This window comes from Synechococcus sp. RSCCF101, assembly GCF_008807075.1.
Taxonomy (GTDB): domain Bacteria; phylum Cyanobacteriota; class Cyanobacteriia; order PCC-6307; family Cyanobiaceae; genus RSCCF101.
Genome location: NZ_CP035632.1, coordinates 2,023,777 through 2,044,554, shown reverse-complemented (window position 1 = coordinate 2,044,554; position 20,778 = coordinate 2,023,777). Strand labels below are relative to the sequence as shown.

23 protein-coding genes and 1 pseudogene are annotated in these 20,778 nt (G+C 68.9%); 16 read left to right on the top strand and 8 right to left on the bottom strand.

The window, feature by feature from the left end:
* Positions 1-7: 7 nt before the first annotated feature.
* Positions 8-952 carry an AraC family transcriptional regulator gene (locus EVJ50_RS10005; RefSeq protein ID WP_150883795.1) on the bottom strand — a complete coding sequence of 315 codons (945 nt, stop codon included), beginning with the start codon at positions 950-952 and terminating at the stop codon, positions 8-10.
* Between the two features lie 112 nt (positions 953-1,064).
* Here EVJ50_RS10005 and EVJ50_RS10000 point away from each other — a divergent pair, with 112 nt between their 5' ends.
* The 3 genes and pseudogenes from EVJ50_RS10000 (at position 1,065) to gltS (ending at position 3,649) form a co-directional block, all read left to right on the top strand.
* Positions 1,065-1,913, top strand: a complete 849-nt coding sequence (locus EVJ50_RS10000; RefSeq protein WP_150883793.1) for an NAD(P)H-binding protein — start codon at positions 1,065-1,067, stop codon at positions 1,911-1,913.
* Positions 1,910-2,386 (top strand): DUF1772 domain-containing protein, encoded by a 477-nt coding sequence (locus EVJ50_RS09995; protein WP_225322889.1) that lies wholly within the window; start codon positions 1,910-1,912, stop codon positions 2,384-2,386. Before EVJ50_RS10000 ends, EVJ50_RS09995 begins: the two co-directional genes overlap by 4 nt.
* Positions 2,387-2,447: 61 nt before the next feature.
* A pseudogene (gene gltS / locus EVJ50_RS09990) lies at positions 2,448-3,649 on the top strand (sodium/glutamate symporter).
* Positions 3,650-3,662: 13 nt separating this feature from the next.
* Here the strand turns inward: gltS and EVJ50_RS09985 are convergent.
* Together EVJ50_RS09985 and EVJ50_RS09980 are read right to left on the bottom strand one after the other, a co-directional pair.
* Positions 3,663-4,529 (bottom strand): hypothetical protein, encoded by an 867-nt coding sequence (locus tag EVJ50_RS09985; protein WP_150883791.1) that lies wholly within the window; start codon positions 4,527-4,529, stop codon positions 3,663-3,665.
* Positions 4,530-4,736, bottom strand: coding sequence for a hypothetical protein (locus EVJ50_RS09980; RefSeq protein ID WP_150883789.1), 207 nt, complete (start codon positions 4,734-4,736; stop codon positions 4,530-4,532).
* Between the two features lie 84 nt (positions 4,737-4,820).
* On the opposite strand from EVJ50_RS09980, the gene EVJ50_RS09975 reads away from it, so the two are divergent.
* From EVJ50_RS09975 to EVJ50_RS09960, 4 genes are all read left to right on the top strand, one after another.
* The gene (locus EVJ50_RS09975; protein WP_150883787.1) at positions 4,821-5,972 is read left to right on the top strand and encodes an Ldh family oxidoreductase; all 1,152 of its coding nucleotides are present in this window, start codon (positions 4,821-4,823) and stop codon (positions 5,970-5,972) included.
* Between the two features lie 188 nt (positions 5,973-6,160).
* Complete coding sequence (gene dmeF, locus EVJ50_RS09970) at positions 6,161-7,054, top strand: CDF family Co(II)/Ni(II) efflux transporter DmeF (RefSeq protein ID WP_370455484.1); 894 nt, start codon at positions 6,161-6,163, stop codon at positions 7,052-7,054.
* A 247-nt stretch (positions 7,055-7,301) separates the two neighbouring features.
* Positions 7,302-8,333 carry an 8-oxo-dGTP diphosphatase MutT gene (gene mutT, locus EVJ50_RS09965; RefSeq protein WP_370455483.1) on the top strand — a complete coding sequence of 344 codons (1,032 nt, stop codon included), beginning with the start codon at positions 7,302-7,304 and terminating at the stop codon, positions 8,331-8,333.
* Complete coding sequence (locus EVJ50_RS09960) at positions 8,330-9,331, top strand: carbohydrate kinase (RefSeq protein WP_150883781.1); 1,002 nt, start codon at positions 8,330-8,332, stop codon at positions 9,329-9,331. The genes mutT and EVJ50_RS09960 overlap by 4 nt, the downstream gene beginning before the upstream one ends.
* Here the strand turns inward: EVJ50_RS09960 and tsaE are convergent.
* Positions 9,309-9,788, bottom strand: a complete 480-nt coding sequence (gene tsaE, locus EVJ50_RS09955) for a tRNA (adenosine(37)-N6)-threonylcarbamoyltransferase complex ATPase subunit type 1 TsaE (RefSeq protein WP_150883779.1) — start codon at positions 9,786-9,788, stop codon at positions 9,309-9,311. The genes EVJ50_RS09960 and tsaE overlap by 23 nt on opposite strands.
* A 90-nt stretch (positions 9,789-9,878) precedes the next feature.
* On the opposite strand from tsaE, the gene ahcY reads away from it, so the two are divergent.
* Together ahcY and EVJ50_RS09945 are read left to right on the top strand one after the other, a co-directional pair.
* A complete protein-coding gene (gene ahcY, locus EVJ50_RS09950; RefSeq protein ID WP_150883777.1) occupies positions 9,879-11,312 on the top strand; it encodes an adenosylhomocysteinase in 1,434 nt (477 codons plus the stop codon).
* 64 nt (positions 11,313-11,376) lie between these two features.
* Positions 11,377-12,036, top strand: a complete 660-nt coding sequence (locus tag EVJ50_RS09945) for a DedA family protein (RefSeq protein ID WP_150883775.1) — start codon at positions 11,377-11,379, stop codon at positions 12,034-12,036.
* Between the two features lie 15 nt (positions 12,037-12,051).
* On the opposite strand, the gene EVJ50_RS09940 is transcribed toward EVJ50_RS09945, so the two are convergent.
* Complete coding sequence (locus EVJ50_RS09940) at positions 12,052-12,450, bottom strand: single-stranded DNA-binding protein (RefSeq protein WP_150883773.1); 399 nt, start codon at positions 12,448-12,450, stop codon at positions 12,052-12,054.
* Between the two features lie 157 nt (positions 12,451-12,607).
* Here EVJ50_RS09940 and EVJ50_RS09935 point away from each other — a divergent pair, with 157 nt between their 5' ends.
* From EVJ50_RS09935 to EVJ50_RS09905, 7 genes are all read left to right on the top strand, one after another.
* Positions 12,608-13,654 carry a rod shape-determining protein gene (locus EVJ50_RS09935; RefSeq protein ID WP_150883771.1) on the top strand — a complete coding sequence of 349 codons (1,047 nt, stop codon included), beginning with the start codon at positions 12,608-12,610 and terminating at the stop codon, positions 13,652-13,654.
* Between the two features lie 5 nt (positions 13,655-13,659).
* Complete coding sequence (gene mreC, locus EVJ50_RS09930) at positions 13,660-14,403, top strand: rod shape-determining protein MreC (RefSeq protein ID WP_150883769.1); 744 nt, start codon at positions 13,660-13,662, stop codon at positions 14,401-14,403.
* On the top strand, positions 14,400-14,912 hold the full coding sequence (locus EVJ50_RS09925) for a rod shape-determining protein MreD (protein WP_150883767.1): 513 nt from the start codon (positions 14,400-14,402) through the stop codon (positions 14,910-14,912). Before mreC ends, EVJ50_RS09925 begins: the two co-directional genes overlap by 4 nt.
* Entirely contained in the window at positions 14,912-16,255 is a 1,344-nt protein-coding gene (locus EVJ50_RS09920) for a sugar ABC transporter substrate-binding protein (RefSeq protein ID WP_225322888.1), read from the top strand. Before EVJ50_RS09925 ends, EVJ50_RS09920 begins: the two co-directional genes overlap by 1 nt.
* Positions 16,256-16,379: 124 nt before the next feature.
* Positions 16,380-17,147: a response regulator transcription factor RpaB gene (gene rpaB, locus EVJ50_RS09915; protein WP_150883765.1), complete on the top strand. Its 768-nt coding sequence runs from the start codon at positions 16,380-16,382 to the stop codon at positions 17,145-17,147.
* A 36-nt stretch (positions 17,148-17,183) separates the two neighbouring features.
* Entirely contained in the window at positions 17,184-18,698 is a 1,515-nt protein-coding gene (lysS, locus tag EVJ50_RS09910) for a lysine--tRNA ligase (protein ID WP_150883763.1), read from the top strand.
* A gap of 29 nt (positions 18,699-18,727) precedes the next feature.
* Complete coding sequence (locus EVJ50_RS09905; RefSeq protein WP_006851112.1) at positions 18,728-18,991, top strand: hypothetical protein; 264 nt, start codon at positions 18,728-18,730, stop codon at positions 18,989-18,991.
* A gap of 9 nt (positions 18,992-19,000) precedes the next feature.
* Here the strand turns inward: EVJ50_RS09905 and EVJ50_RS09900 are convergent, their stop codons facing one another.
* From EVJ50_RS09900 to egtD, 3 genes are read right to left on the bottom strand one after another with little or no spacing between them, the layout of a single operon-like run.
* Positions 19,001-19,540 (bottom strand): hercynine metabolism protein, encoded by a 540-nt coding sequence (locus EVJ50_RS09900; protein ID WP_150883761.1) that lies wholly within the window; start codon positions 19,538-19,540, stop codon positions 19,001-19,003.
* Positions 19,540-19,779 (bottom strand): hercynine metabolism small protein, encoded by a 240-nt coding sequence (locus tag EVJ50_RS09895; RefSeq protein ID WP_150883759.1) that lies wholly within the window; start codon positions 19,777-19,779, stop codon positions 19,540-19,542. Before EVJ50_RS09895 ends, EVJ50_RS09900 begins: the two co-directional genes overlap by 1 nt.
* Positions 19,776-20,774 (bottom strand): L-histidine N(alpha)-methyltransferase, encoded by a 999-nt coding sequence (egtD, locus tag EVJ50_RS09890; protein ID WP_225322887.1) that lies wholly within the window; start codon positions 20,772-20,774, stop codon positions 19,776-19,778. Before egtD ends, EVJ50_RS09895 begins: the two co-directional genes overlap by 4 nt.
* Positions 20,775-20,778: the final 4 nt, after the last annotated feature.

Genomic DNA, 20,778 nt, shown 5'->3' with positions numbered 1-20,778 from the left:
CGGGCGCTCAGCCCGTGGGCATCGCCCGTGCGCGGTGCTCCTGAGGACTGATGCCCCGCACCCGCTTGAAGGCTGTGCTCAGGGCGAAGGGGGTGCTGTAGCCCAGGGCATGGGCCACCGTGCCGACCGTGGCCTCCGGTTCGCAGAGCATGTCGGCCGCCAGGGCGAGCCGCCAGCTCGTCAGGAATTTCATCGGCGACTCCCCGACCACGTCCTGGAAGCGCCGTGAGAGCGCCGCGCGTGAGGCCCCCAGCTCCTTCGCCAGGGTTGCGAGCGTCCAGGGAAAGGCCGGGTCGGCATGCATGGCCTGCAGCGCCTGGCTCACGAGCGGGTCGCTCTTGGCCCGGTACCACTTCGGCGCGTCGGCCTCCGGCCGCGTGAACCAGGCGCGCAGGATCGCGATCAGCAGCAGGTCGATCAGGCGGTCCAGCACCGCGGCCTGGCCGGGTCCCTCCTGCGCCATCTCCTCACACAGCAGGGCGACCAGGGGGGAGTTCCAGGTGTCGTTGGCCAGGGACAGCACGGGCGGCAGGGCGCGCAGCAGCCGGTCGCTGATGTCGCTGGTCGACTCGTAGGCGCCCACGAGCATCAGCGTCGAGCCGTTCGGGTCGTTGCCCCAGGTGCGCACGCCGTGCATCAGCTGCTCTTCCAGGGAATTGCCGTTGAGGTCGGAGCAGCGCTGACCGGGGTGGATCACGATGTCGGGCACCGTGCCGGGGTCATCCGCCACGGTGTAGTGATCCGGCGCCCGGGTCACGGCCACGTCGCCCACGCCGAGGCGGATCGGCTCGCCGTCGTCGGGGATGACCCAGGCGTGCCCGCGCACCATCGCCACCACCGTGATCGGCGACTCAGCCAGGATCCGCAGCGACCACGGCGGCGTCATCACGGTCCGGAGCGAGAAGGCGCCCCGGGCACGGGGACCGTCGAGCAGACCACCGAACGCATCCATGGGCCGACGGTATCGGCTCTGGACGATCGGACATGGATCCGAGCAGCTCGGCGATGGCCCGGACGGCTGGTTCTTCAGAGGATTCGAGGGCACCCAACACGCCACCCATCTCATGGCGACCACACAACGCGACGGCATGACCCTGGTGATCGGCGGCAGCGGCAAGACCGGCCGCCGCGTCACGGACCGGCTGATCGCCCGGGGCCGGCGGGTCCGCCCCGTGTCCCGTTCGACCCAGCCCCGGTTCGACTGGCAGCACGAGCGCACCTGGGCTCCGGCCCTCGATGGGGTCGATGCCGCCTACATCACCTACTTCCCCGATCTGGCCCTGCCCGGCGCGGCCGAGACCGTTGACGCCTTCGCCCGCCTCGCCGTGGAGCGCGGTGTGCGGCGTCTCGTGCTGCTCTCCGGCCGCGGCGAGGCCGGGGCGCAGCGGGCCGAGCGCTATCTGCAGGCCTCCGGCGCCGACTGGACGATCGTCCGCTGCGCTTTCTTCAACCAGAACTTCGACGAGAACTTCGCCGATTCCGTGCGTCACGGGGTTCTCGGCATGCCGGCCGGTGACACCGCCGAGCCGTTCGTCGATGCCGACGACATCGCCGATGTGGTGGTGGCCGCGCTCACCGACGATCGCCACATCGGCCAGCTGTACGAGCTGACGGGGCCGCGCCTGCTCACGGTCGCTCAGGCCGCCGCCGAGCTGGGTGCCGCCATCGGCCGCGAGGTGCGCTACATGCCCCTGAGCGCCGAGGAGTTCGGCGCCGAGCTGGGTGCCCACGGCGTGCCCGAAGCGGAGGCCACCCACCTGGCCGAGCTCCTCACCGAGGTGCTCGACGGCCGCAGCTCCCACCTCGGCGATGGGGTGCAGCGGGCCCTGGGACGCCCGGCCCGCGATTTCGTCGACTACGCCAGGGACACCGCCGCAGCCGGTGCCTGGACGCTCGAGCCGGTGGCGTCATGACCGTGCTGACGATGCTCTGCGCGCTGGGGGCCGCCGCCGCGGGCGGCGCGCTCTTCACCTTCTCGGACTTCACCATGGCGGGGCTGAAGCGGCTGCCTCCGGCCGGCGGCATCGCGGCGATGCAGGCCATCAACCGGGCGGCTCCCTCACCCCTGTTCATGCTGATGCTGTTCGGCACCGGCGCCGCCTGCCTGGCGCTGATGGTGATCAGCGGCAGGCATCCCGCCGAGCCCGGCGCGGTTCTGAGACTGGTCGCCGGCGGGCTGTACCTCGCCGGTGTGGTCGCCATCACCATGGGCTACCACGTTCCGCGGAACGATCGGCTGGATCGCGTCGATCCCGGCAGTGGGGAGGGTGCCGAGGTCTGGGCGATCTATCAGCGGGAGTGGATTCCGATGAAACACGTGCGCACGCTGGCACCGCTGGTGTCCGCCGTGCTGCTGATGATCGCGCTGACGCAGCCTGCGGGCTGAGCCGGACCGCCGGCGGAAGCCCCGCCGGCCATGGGAGACTCGCCCGCGCTGAGGGGGCGATGTGGGTCAGATCGAGGTCAATTCGTTCCTCTCCTTCAACCTCAGCATCATTCTTCTCTTCGTCGGCAAGGCGTCGCTGGATCGGGTCGCCTTTCTGCGGCGCTACAGCATTCCCGAGCCGGTGATCGGCGGCTTTCTCTGCGCCGCGATTGTCGCCCTGGTGTATGGCCTCAGCGGCCGTCAGGTGGTGTTCGACCTCTCGATCCGCGACTGGCTGCTGGTGTACTTCTTCGCGGCGATCGGGCTGAAGTCCGAGCTGCGCAGCCTGATCGCCGGCGGCAGGCCGCTGCTGCTGCTCACGCTGCTGGCGGCGGCCTACATCGTGCTGCAGAACCTGCTCGGGATGCTCGTGGCCGCAGGCTTCGGCATGGATCCGAAGGTCGGCCTGATGGCGGGCTCCATCTCCCTGGTGGGGGTGTGGGCACGGCCCTGGCCTGGGCGCCCACCTTCGTGGACGAGCTCGGCATTGCCAACGCCCTCGAGATCGGCGTGGCCTGCAACACCGTGGGTCTGATCGCGGCCTGCTGCATCGGCGGCCCGATCGCCATGCACCTGATGCGTCGCTACAGCTTGCAGGGTGGCCGCGGCGAGCTCGACGTGGGTGTGCTTCGGCAGGAGGCCTCCACGCCGGTGGATTCCTACGACGTGCTCTGGGCCTGGCTCTGGCTCAATGTGGCCCTTCTCGGCGGCTACGGCCTCGATCAGCTGCTGGAGGCTGCCGGTTGGCGGGTGCCCCTGTTCGTGTCCTGCCTGATGGCGGGGATCCTGGTGCGCAACGCCCTGCCGCCTCTGCTCCCCTTCCCTCCCCTCTATCGGGGCCGGCCGGAGCAGGGGGTGGCGCTCATCTCCGACATCTCCCTGGGCATGTTCCTCACCATGGCTCTGATGGGGCTGCAGATCTGGCAGCTGCAGGGGGTGCTGCTGTTCGTGGCGGTGGTGATGACGCTGCAGATCGTGATCTCGATCCTGTTCACCATCAGCGTCGTCTTCCGCGCCATGGGGCGCAGCTACGAATCGGCCGTGATCGCCGCCGGCTTCGGTGGCATCTCGCTCGGCTCCACCGCCACGGCCATCGTCAACATGACGGCCGTCACCAAGGAGCACGGCGCCGCCCACCGCGCCTTCATCGTGGTGCCGCTGGTCTGCGGCTTCTTCATCGACCTGATCAATGCCCTGGTGGTGAACGGGTTCGTCAGGACCTGAACGGTCGCTGTTCTCACTCCCGCCAGATGGCACAGGTGCTGCACCAGGGGCCGGTGCCCAGGCTGGCGCCGGTGCCGTACTCCACGGCCTCGACGGTCATGCCATGACGGCCGAGGATCTCGATCGTTCGGACGCACTGGGCGTTGACCACGATGGTGGAGGCGTTGATCGGCACACTGTTACCGGAGAGGCCGTCAATGCACTCGTCCATCGGCACATCGAGGACCTCGTAATTGGAGGTCACGTACTCCGGCATCTCGAAGAAGGCATTCTTCGGATACATGACCATGCCCTCGCGCACCAGTCCGAAGATCGTGTCCATGTGGAACGATACCCGCGTGTCGTAGTAGGCCTGGTGAACGGTGTAGCCCAGCCGCTCCGCCAGGGCCTTGAAGACGGCGACGCCGTCCTCATTCATGGCGGACCGCTGCTGATTGCGCTGACCGATCGCGGCCCGGCTGTTCACACCGCAGCCGACCAGGATGTTCTTCCCATCCAGCAGCTTGATGTCCGCCCCCACCACGAAGGGTCCCCGACCCGGTGTGACGAGCAGATCGGCCGGAGCCGCCGGCGGCATGGACACCCAGACCGAACCTGGTGTGTTCTCAAATGCCTTCCAGATCAACTCGCGATACTCGAAAACCTGGGGGTTGATGCAGCGGATGTTGTCGGTGGCGGCCAGCTCGACCAGAACATTGCCGAGGACTTTCCAGTTGTCCGCCGTGCCGAAGCTCCAGTAGCCGGTGTCGTTGAAGCCGAAGTAGTTGGTGATTTCGGGCGGCGCCTCGTGGGTGCGGAACACCTTGACGCTGTGCTTGCGGTAGATACGCTCCAGATCATCCAGGCCGGTGGCGATCGACTCGGCCAGATCCGGCAGCACCTAGGAGATGCGGCGAGGCTTGTCACCCATGTTGCGGATGGCGTCCCGGAAGCGCTCAGGAAAGTGGTCGACGTAGTCCTTGCTTGCTTCGTTGTAGGGCGGAAGGATGTTGTCGTTGGGGTTGCCGATGATGCAGGCCCTCAGCGGCAGAAATTCATGCTCCTGCTGAATCTTCACAGAGGCGAGATCATTGGCGTCGAACGGCATGATATGGAGTTCTGTCAAAGGCGATCGTAACCAGGACGCCGGGACCGGCATGGCTAGCCTGCGCGACTCCTCAATCAGCTGCTGATGTCAGCCCAGGTGAAGACCTGCAGCGTCAATGCCGACTTCATGCGTTACTGCCTCAAGCGAGTCTGGATGGCCAACGGTGCCAGCGAGGAGCATGGCGATGCCGTGGCCGATGCGCTGATCATCGGGATGCGCCAGGGGAAGCTGAACCAGGGGCTGGGCGTCTACGAGGCGATCGATCTCACCTTCCGCCAGGGCCAGCTCGACATCACGGCTGAGCCCGAGCTGGTGAAAGAGGGGCCCACCTGGGCTGCCTTTGATGGTCACCGCTCCTCGGGCTACTTCACGCTCACACGGATGGCCCGCGCCGCCATCGCCAAGGCCAAGGAGCACGGCCTGGCCATCGTCTTCGGTGCCAACCACAACGATGCCGGCAGCTTCTCGTCCTACGCCTGGCTGGCCCACGAGAAGGACTGCTGGGCGATGACGGCCAACAACAGTGTCCCGATGGCCTCGCCGCTCGGCGGGATGGGCAACGTGTTGCAGGTGGGTCCGCTGGATGGCATTTGCCCGGGGGGAGACGAACCCCCGGTCTGGATGAGCACGAAGGTCTGCGAGTGGTATGACGGCGACACCGCCCAGGCCGTTCTGCAGGGCACGAAGGTGCGCGACAATTCCGTCATCGATACGATCACCGGCCAGCTCAGCAACGATCTGGCCCCGTACGCCAGGCCGGTCGAGGGGTATGGGCGGGTCTTCGATCAGAGCTGTTTCCAGAACCTGCATGAGCCCAGGCTCTACATGCTGAACCTGTTCCTGGAGTCGATGGAGTCGGTGATCAACCCGCTTGGGACGATCACACCGGAGGTGCCGACCCTGGCGCAGTTCGTCAATGGCTCTGCCCAGGGCGCCTCGGTCGGAGGCAGCTTCTATCTGTGCATCGACCCGTCCCACTTCGGTCCGATGGAGGCGGTGCGGGACAAGTCGGACCGCCTCGCGCGCGCCGTTCAGGGCACCCAACCACTGCCGGGCGGGAGGGCCTGCCGGATGCCAGGTGCCTCAGGCTGGCGCAGCCTGCGCTCGGGGGCCGAGGAGGTGGACGTGCTGGAGAGCCACTGGGAGCCGTTCTTCCGCACCCAGGCGGGTCGCCATGGCTGGAGTGAGGCGAGCCTCCGGGCCGAGTGGGAGACGAGCGTGAGCACTGGCGGCTGAGCAAGTTGCACCAGCGAATCTCCTTCAGGTGATCATCGTCAGGCGTGAAGCCAGGCGCAAAGCCTGGGCGTAGGGTCCAGAAGGCTACGAATCGTCGATCCATGCATCGTCACTCGCTGGGTGAATGGCAGCATTCGCATAACTTCTCGTCCGACCATCGTCGTGCTGAGAGAGCCAGCAGGATTGTGATGGCCATCACCGCCATCACGATGGTCGTCGAGATCGTCACGGGCTCGTTGTTTGGCTCGATGGCGCTTCTGGCCGATGGCTGGCACATGTTCACCCATGTCGCCGCGTTCGCGATCACCGTTTTCGCGTACCGCTACGCCAGGCGACATGCCTCGGACCCGTTCTACACCTTCGGGACCGGGAAGGTGGAGGTCCTTGCCGGCTTCGCCAGCGCTGTTGCACTGGGCGTTGTTGCGGTGCTGATGATTGTTGAGTCGCTGGAGCGACTGTTCGCTCCTCATGCCATCTTCTTCAATCAGGCCATCGCGGTGGCTGTTCTGGGATTGGTTGTGAATCTGGCCAGCGCCTTGATCCTTGATCGCCATGGAGGTCACGGCCATGGCCACGCCCATGGACACAGTCACCACGAGCATCATCATGACCTCAACCTCAAAGCGGCCTACATCCACGTGCTCGCGGATGCGCTGACCTCGGTGCTCGCGATTGTTGCTCTCGCCTGCGGCAAGGTGCTGGGATGGATCTGGATGGATGCCCTGATGGGATGTGTTGGAGCTCTGGTCATCTCGCGCTGGGCCTGGGAGTTGATTCGTGACTCCAGCGCCATCTTGCTGGACGCCTCAGCCGGCGACGGGGTGAGACGGGAGATCACCGCACGCATTGAGAATGACTCGGACAATCGCGTGTGCGACCTCCATGTCTGGCGGCTGAGCAGTGGCCATCTGTCCGCATCGATTGCGCTGGTCACGCACCACCCGAAGCCTCCAGCTCACTACAAGGCACTTCTTGCCGGCGTTCCTCAGCTGTCTCACGTTGTGATGGAAGTCAATCCCTGCCGAGGCGAGCCCTGCATGGAGCCGGACGACGCGAGAGCGTTGCATCCGGCCCTTGCGTAGGCCCTTCCTCGATGGCTCCTGGCCTCACCCTCGCTCGGCCCCACGTGTCTCGAACGGCCAGCCGTTGCCGCTGACGACGTCCAACCTCAGCAGAGAGGCGCCTGCGCTGGCCGCCTCGCTGTTGGCCTGGTGGGAAGTCCACGGCAGGCGCGATCCGGCACAGAAGCCCTGGATGGTCACCAGGGCCGGCAGGTGGCCCGAGCCTGGTGAGCAGCTCAGTGTCCAGGCGTGCTGGATCGCCGAGGTGATGCTGCAGCAGACCCAGCTGCGGGTGATGCGGCCCTACTGGCGGCGCTGGATGGAGGCCTTCCCGGATCGGGCGACCCTGGCGGCCGCCCCACCGGATCAGGTGCTGCTGGTCTGGCAGGGGCTGGGGTACTACAGCCGGGCCCGCCGTCTGCAGCAGGCGGCCCAGCAGCTGGAGGAACGTGCCGCAGTGACCGGTGCGCCCTGGCCTCAGGATCTGGCCGACTGGCTCGCCCTGCCCGGGCTGGGTCGCACCACCGCCGCCGGCATCCTCTCCTCGGCCTTCGATGCGCCGGAGGCGATCCTCGATGGCAACGTGAAGCGTGTGCTGGCCCGCCTGCTCGCCTGCCCCACCCCACCGGCCCGGGCCGGGGCCCTGTTCTGGAGCTGGAGCGACACCCTGCTGGATCCCGCTCGCCCGCGCGATTTCAACCAGGCGCTGATGGATCTCGGGGCCACCGTCTGCACCCCGCGCGCGCCCGCCTGCGAGCGCTGTCCCTGGCGGCCGTGGTGCGCTGCCTACGCTGCCGGAACTGTGGACCGCTACCCCGTGAAGGCCGATCGGCGACCGGTGCCGCACCACGTCGTGGGCGTGGGGGTGGTGTTCAACGAGCGGCGGGAGGTGCTGATCGATCAGCGCCTCGATGAAGGTCTGCTCGGCGGCCTCTGGGAGTTTCCCGGCGGCAAGCAGGAGCCCGGCGAGGCGATCGAAGCCACCATCGTCCGCGAACTGCGCGAGGAGCTCGCCATCGAGGTGGATGTGGCCGAGCCCCTGATCGAGCTCGACCACGCCTACAGCCACAAGCGACTCCGCTTCCTGGTGCACCTCTGCCGCTGGCGCTCCGGCGTGCCCCGGCCCCTCGCCTCTCAGCAGGTGCGCTGGGTGGCGGTGTCCGAGCTTGAGCGCTACCCCTTTCCGGCGGCCAACAGCCGCATCATCGCGGCCCTGCGCGACTGGCTCGCCGCCGCGGAACCCGGCTGGTTCCGCGTTGCGCCGGCCGGATCGAGCCCGGTTTTGCCCCTGGAGCCATGAGCCCTGCCGCCGCCCCCGCCTTGGTGATCTGTCTGGGTGAGGCCCTGATCGATCGGCTCGGGCCGCCGGGTGGTGATGTGCGGATCGGACCCTCCAGCGACTGCCTGGGCGGTGCGCCGGCCAACGTGGCCTGTGCCCTCGCGCGGCTGGGTACAGACTCTGCGTTGGTCGCGCGTCTTGGGCAGGACGACGCCGGTCGCCGCTTCCGGGCCCTCTTCCAGCAGCGGGGTGTGCGCCCCGATGGCCTGCAGGCGGACCCGGATCGCCCCACCCGGGTGGTGCTGGTGTCGCGCGATGCGGCCGGGGAGCGCTGCTTCGGCGGCTTCATGGGTGATCGCGGCGCCGGCTTCGCCGATCAGGCCCTGAACCCCGACGCCCTGCAACCGGTGCTGGAGGCGCTGCTCCCCCGGGCCGCCTGGCTGCTCGTGGGCACCATCCCGATGGCGGGCGGCCCTGCGGCCCGCGCGCACGCGCTGGCCATGGCCATGGCGGAGGCGGCCGGGGTGCCCATCGCCATGGACGTGAACTGGCGGCCCACCTTCTGGCCCTGCTCCGCAGCCCAGGCCCGCCACCCGATCCTGGCTGTTCTGCCGCGCGTGGCGGTGCTCAAGCTGGCGGCCGAGGAGGCCGAGTGGCTCTTCGCCAGCCGGGATCCGGTGGTGGTGCATCGGGCTCTGCCCCGTCGCCCCGATCAGGCCTGTCTGGTGGTGATCAGTGATGGCTCCCGGCCGGTGCGCTGGAGCAATGGCCGGCTCGAGGGGGCGTGCCCGGCGCTGGCTGTGCCGGTGCGGGACACCACCGGCGCGGGCGATGCCTTCACCGCCGGTCTGCTGCACCGGCTGGCCGAGGACCCCGGCATGATCGATTCGGCTGCCGCGGCTCCCCTGGAGGAGGCGATCCGCTTCGCCTCTGCCTGCGGCGCGCTCACCTGCGGCGGCGAGGGCGCCATCGAACCTCAGCCCGACGCGGACGCCGTCAGGGCGCTGTTGCAGCGCTGAGCCGCGCCAGCCGGCCCTCCGCCACGATCTCCAGCTGCACCGTCCAGCTCCCGGGCGGCGTGAAGGAGAGGCGCTCGGGCCACTCCACCACCAGCAGCGCGCCCCGCTCCTCGGCCTGCTCCTGCTCCTGCAGAAACAGCTCATCGGCCGCCGCCGGCTGCTCGAGCCGGTAGAGGTCGAGGTGCACCAGGGCGGTTTCGGTTCCGTGCCGCCAGCCGCTGTAGTGCTGGGCGAGCGCGAAGGTGGGGCTGGTGATCGGCTCCTCGATGCCCAGACCCCGGGCCAGGCCCCGGGTCAGGCAGGTCTTGCCGGCCCCGAGGGCGCCCCGCAGCAGCAGAACCGGCAGCGTCGCCGGTCCCGGCAACGGCTCGGTTGCGTTGGCCCCTGGCAGCAGCCGGTTGATCAGATCACGCCCCAGATCCTCCGTGGCGGCGGCATCAGCGAGCCAACTCTTCATCCTTGTAGGGTGTCGCCACTGGAGCCCGAAGCCTCGGCCCTCCGCGGTTTTTGAACAACATCGCCTCCCCGCGAGGGAGTTTTGCACGTCATGGTGGCCACGCCTCCTGTTTCGTCTGCCCTGCCGCAGACCACCAGCTCCTACGTGGTGGCTGACATCAACCAGGCCGATTTCGGTCGCAAGGAGATCGCCATCGCCGAGACCGAGATGCCCGGTCTGATGGCGCTGCGTCGCATGCACGGCGACACCCAGCCGCTCAAGGGTGCCCGCATCGCCGGCAGCCTGCACATGACGATCCAGACGGCTGTCTTGATCAACACCCTGGTGGCGCTGGGCGCCGAGGTGCGCTGGGCCTCCTGCAACATCTTCTCCACCCAGGATCACGCCGCCGCGGCGATCGCCGCCTCCGGCATTCCGGTGTTCGCCTACAAGGGCGAGACCCTGGATGAGTACTGGGCCTTCACCCATCGCATCCTCGAGTGGGGCGATGGTGGCTGCCCCAACATGATCCTCGACGACGGCGGCGATGCCACCGGTCTGGTGATGCTCGGCAGCCGGGCCGAGAGCGATCCGTCGGTGCTCGACCACCCCTCCAACGATGAGGAGCGTGCCCTGTTCAGCGCCATCCGCCAGAAGCTGGCGGCTCAGCCCGGCTTCTACTCCCGCGTGCGCGCTGCGATCCGCGGTGTGACCGAGGAGACCACCACCGGTGTGGCCCGCCTGGTGCAGATGCACAAGAGCGGTGATCTCTGCTTCCCGGCGATCAACGTCAACGACTCGGTCACCAAGAGCAAGTTCGACAACCTCTACGGCTGCCGTGAATCCCTGGTGGACGGCATCAAGCGCGCCACCGATGTGATGGTGGCGGGCAAGGTGGCCCTGGTGATGGGCTATGGCGACGTGGGCAAGGGCTCGGCCCAGTCCCTGCGCGGCCTGGGCGCCACGGTGATGGTGGCCGAGGTGGACCCCATCTGCGCGCTGCAGGCTGCGATGGAGGGCTATCGCGTGGTGCGTCTTGACGATGTGGTGCGCGATGTCGACATCTTCGTCACCGCCACCGGCAACTTCAATGTGATCCGGCATGAGCATCTGATCGCCATGAAGGATGAGGCGATCGTCTGCAACATCGGCCACTTCGACAATGAGATCGATGTGGCCTCGCTGCGTCAGTACAGCTGGGAGACGATCAAGCCCCAGGTGGATCACATCACCCTGCCCAGCGGTAATCGCATCATCCTTCTCGCCGAAGGCCGTCTGGTGAACCTGGGCTGCGCCACCGGTCACCCCAGCTTCGTGATGAGCAACTCCTTCACCAACCAGGTGCTGGCTCAGATCGAGCTGTTCTGCCGCGGTGAGCAGTACGGCAACAGCGTGCACGTGCTGCCCAAGCACCTCGATGAGATGGTGGCCCGCCTCCATCTGGAGCGCATCGGTGCCCGCCTCACCGAGCTCAGCCAGGAGCAGGCCGACTACATCAACGTGCCGGTGGCCGGCCCCTACAAGCCCGACCACTACCGCTACTGATCCCGGAGCGCTCGCCGGATCCCGCCCGAACGCGGACGATGACCCGGACAGCACCCCCGCGCCGATGAGCCTCACCGACCTGGTCACCCGCCTGCCCGAGCTGATCGGGCAGGCCGTGGCCGCCAACCAGTGGCTGGGGTACGGCTCGATCTTCGCGGCGATGTTTCTGGAGAATCTGTTCCCCCCCATCCCCTCGGAGCTGATCATGCCTCTGGGGGGCTTTTACGTGCAGCAGGGGCAGCTGCAGTTCATTCCGGTGGTGCTGGCCGGCCTGGCCGGCACCGTGCTCGGTGCCTTCCCCTGGTACGGCATCGGCCGGCTGGTGAACGAGGAGCGGCTCGAGCACTGGCTGGGGCGCCACGGCCGCTGGCTCGGCATCAGCCCCGACGATCTGGCCCGCTCGCGGCGCTGGTTCTCCCGCTACGGCTCGGCCCTGGTGTTCTGGGGCCGGCTGGTGCCCGGCATCCGCACCCTCATCTCCGTGCCGGCCGGTGTGGAGATGATGCCGATGGTGCCGTTCCTGATCTGGACCACGGCCGGCAGCCTGATCTGGACCATCCTGCTCACCGTTGCCGGCATCGCCCTGGGCGAGAGCTACGCCCGCGTCGAGCTCTGGATCGAGCCGGTGTCGAAGGTGATCAAGGTGCTGCTGGTGGTGGCGGTGGTCGGCGGCGGTATCTGGCTGGGCCTCAGGGCCTGGCGCCGCCGCCACACCAGCGACTGAGACGCGCCCGCGTCTTCAGAAGGGCACTTCCGCCTCGCTCGGCGCTCCGCCTCCGTAGCCACCGCCCTCATCCATCGAGGCGGCGCCGGCTTCGCTGTCCCGGCGGGAGCCCAGCAGTTCGAGACGGTCCACCCGCACCACGGGCTTGCTGCGCTCCTCACCGGTGGCACGGTCGGTCCAGCGGTCGAGCTTGAAGCTGCCGATGATCCCGAGCAGGGATCCCTTGCGGACGTAATCCGCCGCCACCTGGGCCTGCTTGCCCCAGATCTCGAGATTGAACCAGTCGGGTTCGTCATCCCGGCTGCGGCGGTTCACGGCCAGGGTCAGATTGGCCACGACGCTCCCCGATTCGAAGTAGCGCACGTCGGGGTCCCGGCCGGCACGGCCGACGAGGGTCACGGAATTCACACCCATGATTCGGTTCCTTCTGCTGGTGATGGATCAATGATGCGGCACGCTTCCGTGCCTCACCGTTCAAACACTTCCCCGGCCGGGCCGACGCGTCTCAGGCCGTGGCTCCGGACCCGCCCCGGAACGGTCCGTATGATTCAACGCCCTTCCGGGATTCTCCGTGTTTCTGCGTCGTTTCCAGCTCTCGCGCGACATCGGCATCGACCTGGGAACCGCCAACACACTGATCTATGTCTCCGGCCGCGGCATCGTGCTGCAGGAGCCCTCGGTGGTGGCGATGGACCTGGAGCGCAACGCTCCGCTCGCCGTCGGGGATGAAGCCAAGCTGATGCTCGGCCGCACGCCGGGCAACATCCGCGCGGTGCGTCCCCTGCGCGATGGCGTGATCGCCGATTTCGACGCCGCCGAGCAGATGATCAAGTCCTTCATCCAGAAGGGCAATGAGGGCCGCGGCATCGTGGCGCCGCGCCTGGTGGTGGGCATCCCCAGCGGTGTGACCGGCGTCGAGCGCCGGGCCGTGCGGGAGGCCGGCCTCGCCGGCGCCCGCGAGGTGCACCTGATCGATGAACCGGTGGCCGCGGCCATCGGTGCCGGCCTGCCGGTGACCGATCCGATCGGCACCATGATCGTCGACATCGGCGGCGGCACCACCGAAGTGGCTGTGCTCAGCCTCGGCGGCACCGTGCTCTCGGAGTCGGTGCGCGTGGCCGGCGACGAACTGAGCGATTCGATCAGCGTCTATCTCAAGAAGGTGCACAACCTCGTGGTGGGCGAGCGCACCGCGGAGGAGATCAAGATCCGCATCGGCTCCGCCTTCCCGGACAACGGCTTCGACGAGGAGACGATGGACGTGCGTGGCCTCCACCTGCTCTCCGGCCTGCCCCGCACCATCACGGTGCGTGCCGGCGACCTGCGGGAAGCGATGGCCGAACCGCTCAACGTGATCGTCGAGGCGGTGAAGCGCACCCTCGAGCGCACCCCGCCCGAGCTGGCGGCCGACATCGTCGATCGCGGCATCATGCTGGCCGGCGGCGGCGCCCTGGTGCGCGGCATCAGTGAGCTGATCAGCCACGAGACCGGCATCCTCACCCACATCGCCGAGGACCCCCTGCTGTGTGTGGTCAACGGCTGCGGTCAGGTGCTGGAGGACTACAAGCGCCTCCAGCGCGTGCTCGACACCCCTGACTTCGCCCGCGCCACGACCTGATCGCCATGCCCTCCTGGCGCTGGCTGCGCCGCCCGTCCGTCGGGCGCATCCAGCAGAGCCTGCCCTGGCTGGTCGCTCTGGCCGCCCTGGTGCTCGTGCGCTTCGGCAAGGGGGCCGGCCCGGCCGATCTCTATGCCCTGATCAGTCGGCCCTTCTGGCCCGGTCCGGCCCAGCGGCAGTGGATCGACTCGGCCACGAGCCTCGAGCAGCGCACCCGCCTGTCCCTGCTGGAGCGGGACAACGCCCGGCTGCGCGGGCTGCTGGACCTGGCGGATGCGGACGCCACCCTCATCGCCGCACCGGTGATCTCCCGCTCCACCGCGGGGTGGTGGCAGCAGCTGGAGCTCGGTCGCGGCTCACTGCACGGTCTGCAGGCCGGCGATGCCGTGATGGGCCCCGGCGGTCTGATCGGCACCCTGGCCAGTGTCACCCCGAGCACCGCCAGGGTCCGCCTGCTCACGGCCCGCGGCAGTGATGTGGGCGTCTGGGTGCCCCGCACCCGTCGCCACGGCCTGCTGGAGGGGGCCGGCTCCAGCCGGCCGGTGCTGCGTTTCCTCGACAAGGACCCTCAGGTGCGCGTCGGCGATGTGGTCACCACCTCCCCGGCCAGCACCCTGGTGCCGGCCAACCTGCCCGTGGGGGTGATCGCCTCGCTCGATGAGCGCAGCGTGCCCGCTCCCACCGCCCTGCTGCAGCCCAGCGCCCCCGTGGCGGCGATCGACTGGGTCCAGATCCGCCGCCTGCCATGAGAGGTCAGCTGATCCGCCGCCCCCTCTGTCTGGGTCCTGTTCTGCTGGTGCCGCTGCTGCAGCTGGGGAACCCGCCCCTGCTCCGGCTCGATGGCGTGCCGCCCTGCTGGTCGGTGCTGTGGCTGCTGCCCTGGGCGCTCGTGGATGGGCGCCGCTCCGGCCTGCTGATGGCTCTGGCCCTCGGTCTGCTGGTGGACGCGCTGCATCTGGATGGTCCGAGCGTTCTGCCCGCTCTGCTGCTGCTGGGCTGGTGGTACGGAAGGATCGGGTTGCGCGCCCCTCCGATCCAGCGCAGCCTCAATCTCGGTCTGCTCGCTCTGCTGGGGGCCGCGCTGCTCAACCTGAGCGTTCTGGCCCAGCTCTGGATCGCCGACTGGCCGCGGATGTCCTCCTCCGCCCTCGATGGCGTTCTGGTCACCGCCGTGCTCCAGGTGCTGATCACCGCTCTGCTGGCTCCGCTCTGCTGCTCGCCCCTGCTGCTGCTCTGGCGTCGCCTGGCGCCCGTCTGATGCCCCGTTCCCCCGCCGCGATGCTGTTCCGGATCCCCAGGCGCATGGCCCTCGGCCTCCTGCTCGGTCTGCTGCTGGCGGGCTGCAGCGGGCCCCGCTCCGCCGATGGGCGCCGTGAGCTGCAGCTCTGGACGCTGCAGCTGGCCCCGAAATTCAACGACTACATGGCCGCCGTACTGGCCGACTGGGAGGACCGCCATCCCGGCACCGAGGTGCAGTGGACCGACCTGCCCTGGGGGTCGGTGGAGCGGAAGCTGCTGGCCGCCGTGTTCGCGCGCACGGCGCCGGACGTGGTGAACCTCAACCCTCCCTTCGCCGCCAATCTGGCCAGCAAGCGGGGGCTTCTGGATCTCGAGCCGATGCTGCCGGAGGGAACGGCCGAGCGCTATCTGCCCGGCATCTGGGAGGCGGGTGCCCAGGGCGACGATCAGATCGCCATCCCCTGGTACCTCACGGCCCGGATCAGTCTGGTCAACAGCGATCTGCTGGAGCGGGCCGGCCTGGAGGGACCGCCCCGGTCCTGGGAGGAGGTTCCGGCCTACGCCCGGGCCGTGCGGCGGGCCACCGGCCGCTACGGCCTGTTCGTGACCGTTGTGCCGGACGACTCGGCCGAGCTGCTCGAGTCGATGGTCCAGATGGGGGTGACTCTGCTGGATGAGGACCTTCGCGCCGGCTTCGAGACCGAGGCGGGCCGGCGGGCCTTCGCCTTCTGGACCGATCTCTACCGGGAGGGCCTGCTGCCGCGCGAGGTGGTGAGTCAGGGCCAGCGTCGCGCCATCGAGCTGTACCAGAGCGGTGAGCTGGCTCTGCTGGCCAGCGGCGCCGAGTTCCTGCGCACCATCCAGACCAACGCCCCGGGCGTGGCCGCGGCCACCCGGCCCCATCCACCGATCACGGGTGCCGATGGAGCGGCGAACGTGGCCGTGATGACCCTGGCCGTGCCGCGCCAGAGCGCCATGCCGGAGCAGGCTGTGAGCCTCGCTCTCTTCCTCACCAACGCGTCCAACCAGGCCCGCTTCGCCGAGCTGGCCCGGGTGCTGCCCTCATCGGTGCAGGCCCTGGAGGAGGTGGAGGCCGCCCTGAGCCGTGAGGTTCCGGCCACGCCGGCGGAGACCCTGATCCGCGATGCCCGACTCGAGTCGGCCCGCACCCTCCGCCGCGGCCGGGTGCTGGTTCCGGCCACACCCGGCATCAAGCGCCTGCAGGCCATCGTCTACACCGAACTGCAGCGGGCGATGCTCGGCCAGATCAGCAGCGACGAGGCGGTGGCGGAGGCGGCTCGCCAGTGGAACCGCTACGCCAGGGCCCGCTGGCCCGAGGGCCCGGACGCGGCGCAGCCCTGAGCCCACGCCGGCAGCGGCGGCCATTTCTTAAAACAATCGAAAAAGCGGCATTGAGGGGGGCTTCCGCCACCTGGAAAGGCGACTCCGATGAGTAAGGTTGTGAATCTTCATAAATAGGGGGTTCATGCCAGCGCCCGACCAGGCACGGCCGAAGGCCACCATCCTTGTGGTGGACGATGAGCCGGCCGTGCGCAGGGTGCTGCTCATGCGGCTGCAGCTCGCCGGCTACCGGGTGATCGCAGCCGAGGACGGCGAGCAGGCTCTGACCCTGTTCCACCGCGAGCAGCCCGACCTGGTGGTGCTCGATGTGATGCTGCCCCGTCTGGACGGCTTCGCGGTCTGCCGGCGGCTGAGGGATGAATCCTGTGTGCCGATCATCTTTCTCTCGGCCCTCGACAGCATCAGCGAGCGGGTCGCCGGCCTCGATCTCGGCGCCGACGACTACCTGCCCAAGCCCTTCAGCCCCAAGGAGCTGGAGGCGCGCATCGTTTCGATCCTTCGCCGCGTCGGCCGATCGGCCGGTGCCGCCGACCTCGGGGACGCGGCCGGAGGCCAGGGTGTGCTGCGCCTGGGTGATCTGGTGGTGGACACCAACCGCCGTCAGGTGACGCGCGATGGCGAGCGCATCGCCCTCACCTACACCGAGTTCAGCCTGCTGGAGCTCCTGTTCCGTGAGCCGGGCCGGGTCGTGCCCAGAGCCGAGATCCTCGAGCAGCTCTGGGGCTACCCGCCCCGGCGCGCAGCCGACCTGCGGGTGGTCGATGTGTACGTGGCCCGTTTGCGCGGCAAGCTCGAGCCCGATCCCCGCAATCCCGAGCTGATCCTCACGGTCCGGGGCACCGGTTACGCCTCCCAGCGCCGCGGTGAGGCCGCCCTGGCCGCCGGCGGCTGAGCGGGAGGATGGGAGGCGCCGGCCCGTTCCGCTGCCTTGTCCGAGCTTCGTGAGACCCGCCTTGAAAAGTCCAGGGCCCTGGAGGCCATCGGCCAGTCGCCCTACGCCCTGAACTACCGGCCCAGCCACCAGACGGCGGAGCTGCAGCAGGCCTACGCGGACCTGCCGGCCGGCGAGGAGAGAGACGTGAGCGTGGCTGTGGCCGGTCGTGTGATGACCCGGCGGGTCATGGGCAAGCTGGCCTTCTTCACTCTGGCGGATGCCAGCGGCTCGATCCAGCTGTTCATCGAGAAGGCGACCCTGTCGGCCGCCATGGCCGACGAGGACCCCGAAGCCTTCGCCCACCTCACCGGGCTGGTGGATGCGGGCGACTGGATCGGGGTGACGGGCAGCCTGCGCCGCACCGACCGGGGCGAGCTGTCGGTGAAGGTGCGGGGCTGGCGCATGCTCAGCAAGGCCCTCCAGCCCCTGCCCGACAAATGGCATGGCCTGGCGGACGTGGAGAAGCGCTATCGCCAGCGCTACCTCGACTGCATCGTCTCGCCCCAGACCCGCGACACGTTCCGCCGCCGCGCCCGCCTGGTGAGTGCCATGCGCCGCTGGCTCGATGCCCGCGGCTTTCTCGAGATCGAGACACCGGTGCTGCAGGCCGAGGCCGGTGGTGCGGAGGCGCGGCCGTTCATCACCCACCACAACACCCTCGATCTGCCGCTCTACCTGCGCATCGCCACCGAACTGCACCTGAAGCGGCTCGTGGTGGGGGGCTTCGAGCGCGTCTACGAGCTGGGGCGCATCTTCCGCAACGAGGGCATCAGCACCCGCCACAACCCGGAGTTCACCTCGGTCGAGGTGTATCAGGCCTTCGCCGATTACCACGACATGATGGATCTCACCGAGGCCCTGCTGGCCGAGGTGAGCCGTGAGGTCTGCGGCGGCACCACCCTCACCTACCAGGGGGTGGAGGTGGACCTGACCCCGCCCTGGCGGCGCGTCACCATGCACGAGCTGGTGCTGGAGGCCACCGGGCTCGACTTCGAGCGCTTCAGCGACCGCGACGCGGCGGCAGCGGCCATGCGGGAACGGGGACTGGAGACCCCGGACACGGCCGACAGCGTCGGCCGGCTGCTCAACGAGGCCTTCGAGCAGCGGGTCGAGGCCCAGCTGGTGCAGCCGACCTTCGTGATGGATTACCCGGTCGAGATCTCTCCGCTGGCCCGCAGGCACCGAAGCCGGCCCGGCCTGGTGGAGCGCTTCGAGCTGTTCATCGTCGGCCGGGAGACCGCCAACGCCTTCAGTGAGCTGATCGACCCTCTCGATCAGCGGCAGCGGCTGGAGGCCCAGCAGGAGCGGCGCCAGGCGGGAGACCTGGAGGCCAACAGCGTCGACGAGGACTTTCTTCAGGCCCTCGAGGTGGGCATGCCTCCCACCGGCGGCCTCGGGATCGGCATCGATCGTCTGGCCATGCTCCTCACCGACAGTCCCTCGATCCGCGACGTGATCGCCTTCCCGCTGCTGCGCCCGGCCGGGACACGGGAGAGCGAGAGTGGATAATGGTGTGACTTGCACACCGACCAGGCCTGATGAGTGGAGAGCGCGTTGGGTTCCGCTTCAAGCACGCGGATGCAGTCGTCAAGCGCAATCCCCAGGGCCGCTCGCGGCGCGGCTGGGTGATGGAGCCGGTCGAGCAGACCACCAGCCGCGGCACCAAGATGCCGGCTTACCGCATCCGCTGGCGCGACAGTGAACGCCCCGAGATCGTGCTGCAGCACATGCTGATCGCCGATCCCGACCCCACACCCCCGCCCGAAGGCGTGAGCCTGGAGCCGCCCGCACCCAAGGCCTGAGGCCCGAAGTCAGCGGGCCCGCCGGCGCAGCCGCTCGAGTTCCTGTTCGCTTTCGAAGCGCTCCCAGGCGTCCTTGAGGCTGTCCGCCCGGTCTGTTCCCGCCTCGGAGGACCCTGTTGATCCCGAGCGACTGCCGACCGTCTGCCCCGGCGGATGGTCTCTCGTCTCGGCCTCAAGCTCACTCAGCTCGGTGCCAAGACGCGTGATCTCCTCCCCTAGGGAAGCCAGGGCCTGCCAGTGCTCACGCCCCTGAGCCATCAGGCGCATCAGATGGTCCGCGGCCCGCTCGGCCAGGTCCTCGGCGCCGGCCGCCCTGGCCCGTTCCACCCGCTCGCGCCAGCGAGAGATCTCCTCGGCCAGCTCCATCAGCTCCTGCCGCTGCTGTCCGGCGGAAGCGGTCAGCTGCTTCTGCCGCCGATGCAGCCATTGCGAGCGTTCCTGGCGCTCCTGCTGCTCCAGCCGCTGCCGTTGATCCGGGTTGCTGCGCAGGAACGCCTCCAGCTGCTCATCGAGCTTCTGCTCCAGGTCCTGGAACCACGAGCCGGCCATCAGGCGGGATCGCGTGTCTCGGGGGCATGGGTGATCAGGGGCTGCTCGATCTCCTCCTGCAGCGGGGTGATCGCGCCATCGCGCGAGCGCAGCAGCAACTGGGTGAGGCGCGCCACGGCGCCCTCGCGCAGCGGGGCCTCCCCGATCTGATCGAAGGCCTGGCGGTACAGCTCCTCCAGCCGATGCATCAGCCCTTCGCGCAGCTCGCGCATGGCCTGGATCTGTTCGTCCCGACTCATGGGGACCTCCGTTGCGACACCCCGAGTCTGGCTGGCTCCAGCAGGAGCAGGGACACATGATCGGAGGAATCGCTCCAGACGGGGCCCGTGTCCCATCCGGCGCCGGCAGCCAGCGCGGAGAAGCGCTGCGGCGTGAACTTGTGGCTGTGCTCGGTCACCAGGGGCTCGCCCGCCTCGAACAGCCAGCTCCGCCCCAGCAGCTGCACCTCCTGCCGCTGCCGGCTCACCAGGGCCATCTCGATCCGCTGATCCCGCTCCTGCCAGAGGGCCCGGTAGCGGAACCGATCCGGATCGAAATCGGCCCCGAGGTCCCGGTTGAGGCGGCTCAGCAGATTGAAGGCGAATGCGGCGGACACACCCGCGGCGTCGTCGTAGGCCGCCTCCATCCGCTCCACGGCCCTGGGCCGGTCGATGCCGATCAGCAGGCGCCCGCCCTCCCCCAGCAGGGCCCGGAAGCGGCGCAGCAGACGGGTGGCCTCGCCGTGGCTGAAGTTGCCGATGGAGCTGCCCGGAAAGAAGCCCACCCGCGGGGCTCCGCTCAGGAGCGGGTGCGGCGGCAGCTCCTGCAGCGCGCTGTAGTCGCAGCAGACGGCCACGATCGGCACGCTGGGGTGCTGCGCCTGCAGCAGCGCACATGACTCCTGCAGGTGGCTGGCACTGATGTCGAGCGGCACGTAGGCCCGGGGATGCATCGCGTCGAGGAGCGGGCGCACCTTGCGGGCGCTGCCGGCCCCGAATTCCACCAGAACGCCCTGACCCAGATGCGCACCGATGGCCGGACCCCGCTGCTCCAGCAGAGCGGTTTCGGTGCGGGTGAGGCTGTATTCGGGCTGGTGGCAGATGGCGTCGAACAGACGCGATCCCTCGGCGTCGTAGAGCAGCCAGGCCGGCAGCTGCCGCGGCGTCCGGCAGAGGCCCGCCTCCACGGCGCTCGCCAGATCGGCCTGCCGCGGATGCAGGTCGATCAGCTCTGGGGTCAGGCAGGTGGCGGGCATGGAT

What these genes read in the sequence shown, in the direction of transcription:
- dmeF (WP_370455484.1), top strand. Translation starts at nt 6,161, where the DNA reads ATGGCCATCACCGCCATCACGATGGTCGTCGAGATCGTCACGGGCTCG.
- EVJ50_RS09960 (WP_150883781.1), top strand. Translation starts at nt 8,330, where the DNA reads ATGAGCCCTGCCGCCGCCCCCGCCTTGGTGATCTGTCTGGGTGAGGCC.
- EVJ50_RS09900 (WP_150883761.1), bottom strand. Translation starts at nt 19,540, where the DNA reads ATGGCCGGCTCGTGGTTCCAGGACCTGGAGCAGAAGCTCGATGAGCAG.
- EVJ50_RS09940 (WP_150883773.1), bottom strand. Translation starts at nt 12,450, where the DNA reads ATGGGTGTGAATTCCGTGACCCTCGTCGGCCGTGCCGGCCGGGACCCC.
- rpaB (WP_150883765.1), top strand. Translation starts at nt 16,380, where the DNA reads ATGCCAGCGCCCGACCAGGCACGGCCGAAGGCCACCATCCTTGTGGTG.
- mutT (WP_370455483.1), top strand. Translation starts at nt 7,302, where the DNA reads ATGCTGCAGCAGACCCAGCTGCGGGTGATGCGGCCCTACTGGCGGCGC.
- mreC (WP_150883769.1), top strand. Translation starts at nt 13,660, where the DNA reads ATGCCCTCCTGGCGCTGGCTGCGCCGCCCGTCCGTCGGGCGCATCCAG.
- EVJ50_RS09905 (WP_006851112.1), top strand. Translation starts at nt 18,728, where the DNA reads ATGAGTGGAGAGCGCGTTGGGTTCCGCTTCAAGCACGCGGATGCAGTC.
- egtD (WP_225322887.1), bottom strand. Translation starts at nt 20,774, where the DNA reads ATGCCCGCCACCTGCCTGACCCCAGAGCTGATCGACCTGCATCCGCGG.
- EVJ50_RS09920 (WP_225322888.1), top strand. Translation starts at nt 14,912, where the DNA reads ATGCCCCGTTCCCCCGCCGCGATGCTGTTCCGGATCCCCAGGCGCATG.
- EVJ50_RS09925 (WP_150883767.1), top strand. Translation starts at nt 14,400, where the DNA reads ATGAGAGGTCAGCTGATCCGCCGCCCCCTCTGTCTGGGTCCTGTTCTG.
- tsaE (WP_150883779.1), bottom strand. Translation starts at nt 9,788, where the DNA reads ATGAAGAGTTGGCTCGCTGATGCCGCCGCCACGGAGGATCTGGGGCGT.
- ahcY (WP_150883777.1), top strand. Translation starts at nt 9,879, where the DNA reads ATGGTGGCCACGCCTCCTGTTTCGTCTGCCCTGCCGCAGACCACCAGC.
- EVJ50_RS09975 (WP_150883787.1), top strand. Translation starts at nt 4,821, where the DNA reads ATGTCAGCCCAGGTGAAGACCTGCAGCGTCAATGCCGACTTCATGCGT.
- EVJ50_RS10005 (WP_150883795.1), bottom strand. Translation starts at nt 952, where the DNA reads ATGGATGCGTTCGGTGGTCTGCTCGACGGTCCCCGTGCCCGGGGCGCC.
- EVJ50_RS09980 (WP_150883789.1), bottom strand. Translation starts at nt 4,736, where the DNA reads ATGCCGTTCGACGCCAATGATCTCGCCTCTGTGAAGATTCAGCAGGAG.
- EVJ50_RS09945 (WP_150883775.1), top strand. Translation starts at nt 11,377, where the DNA reads ATGAGCCTCACCGACCTGGTCACCCGCCTGCCCGAGCTGATCGGGCAG.
- EVJ50_RS09895 (WP_150883759.1), bottom strand. Translation starts at nt 19,779, where the DNA reads ATGAGTCGGGACGAACAGATCCAGGCCATGCGCGAGCTGCGCGAAGGG.
- EVJ50_RS09995 (WP_225322889.1), top strand. Translation starts at nt 1,910, where the DNA reads ATGACCGTGCTGACGATGCTCTGCGCGCTGGGGGCCGCCGCCGCGGGC.
- EVJ50_RS10000 (WP_150883793.1), top strand. Translation starts at nt 1,065, where the DNA reads ATGGCGACCACACAACGCGACGGCATGACCCTGGTGATCGGCGGCAGC.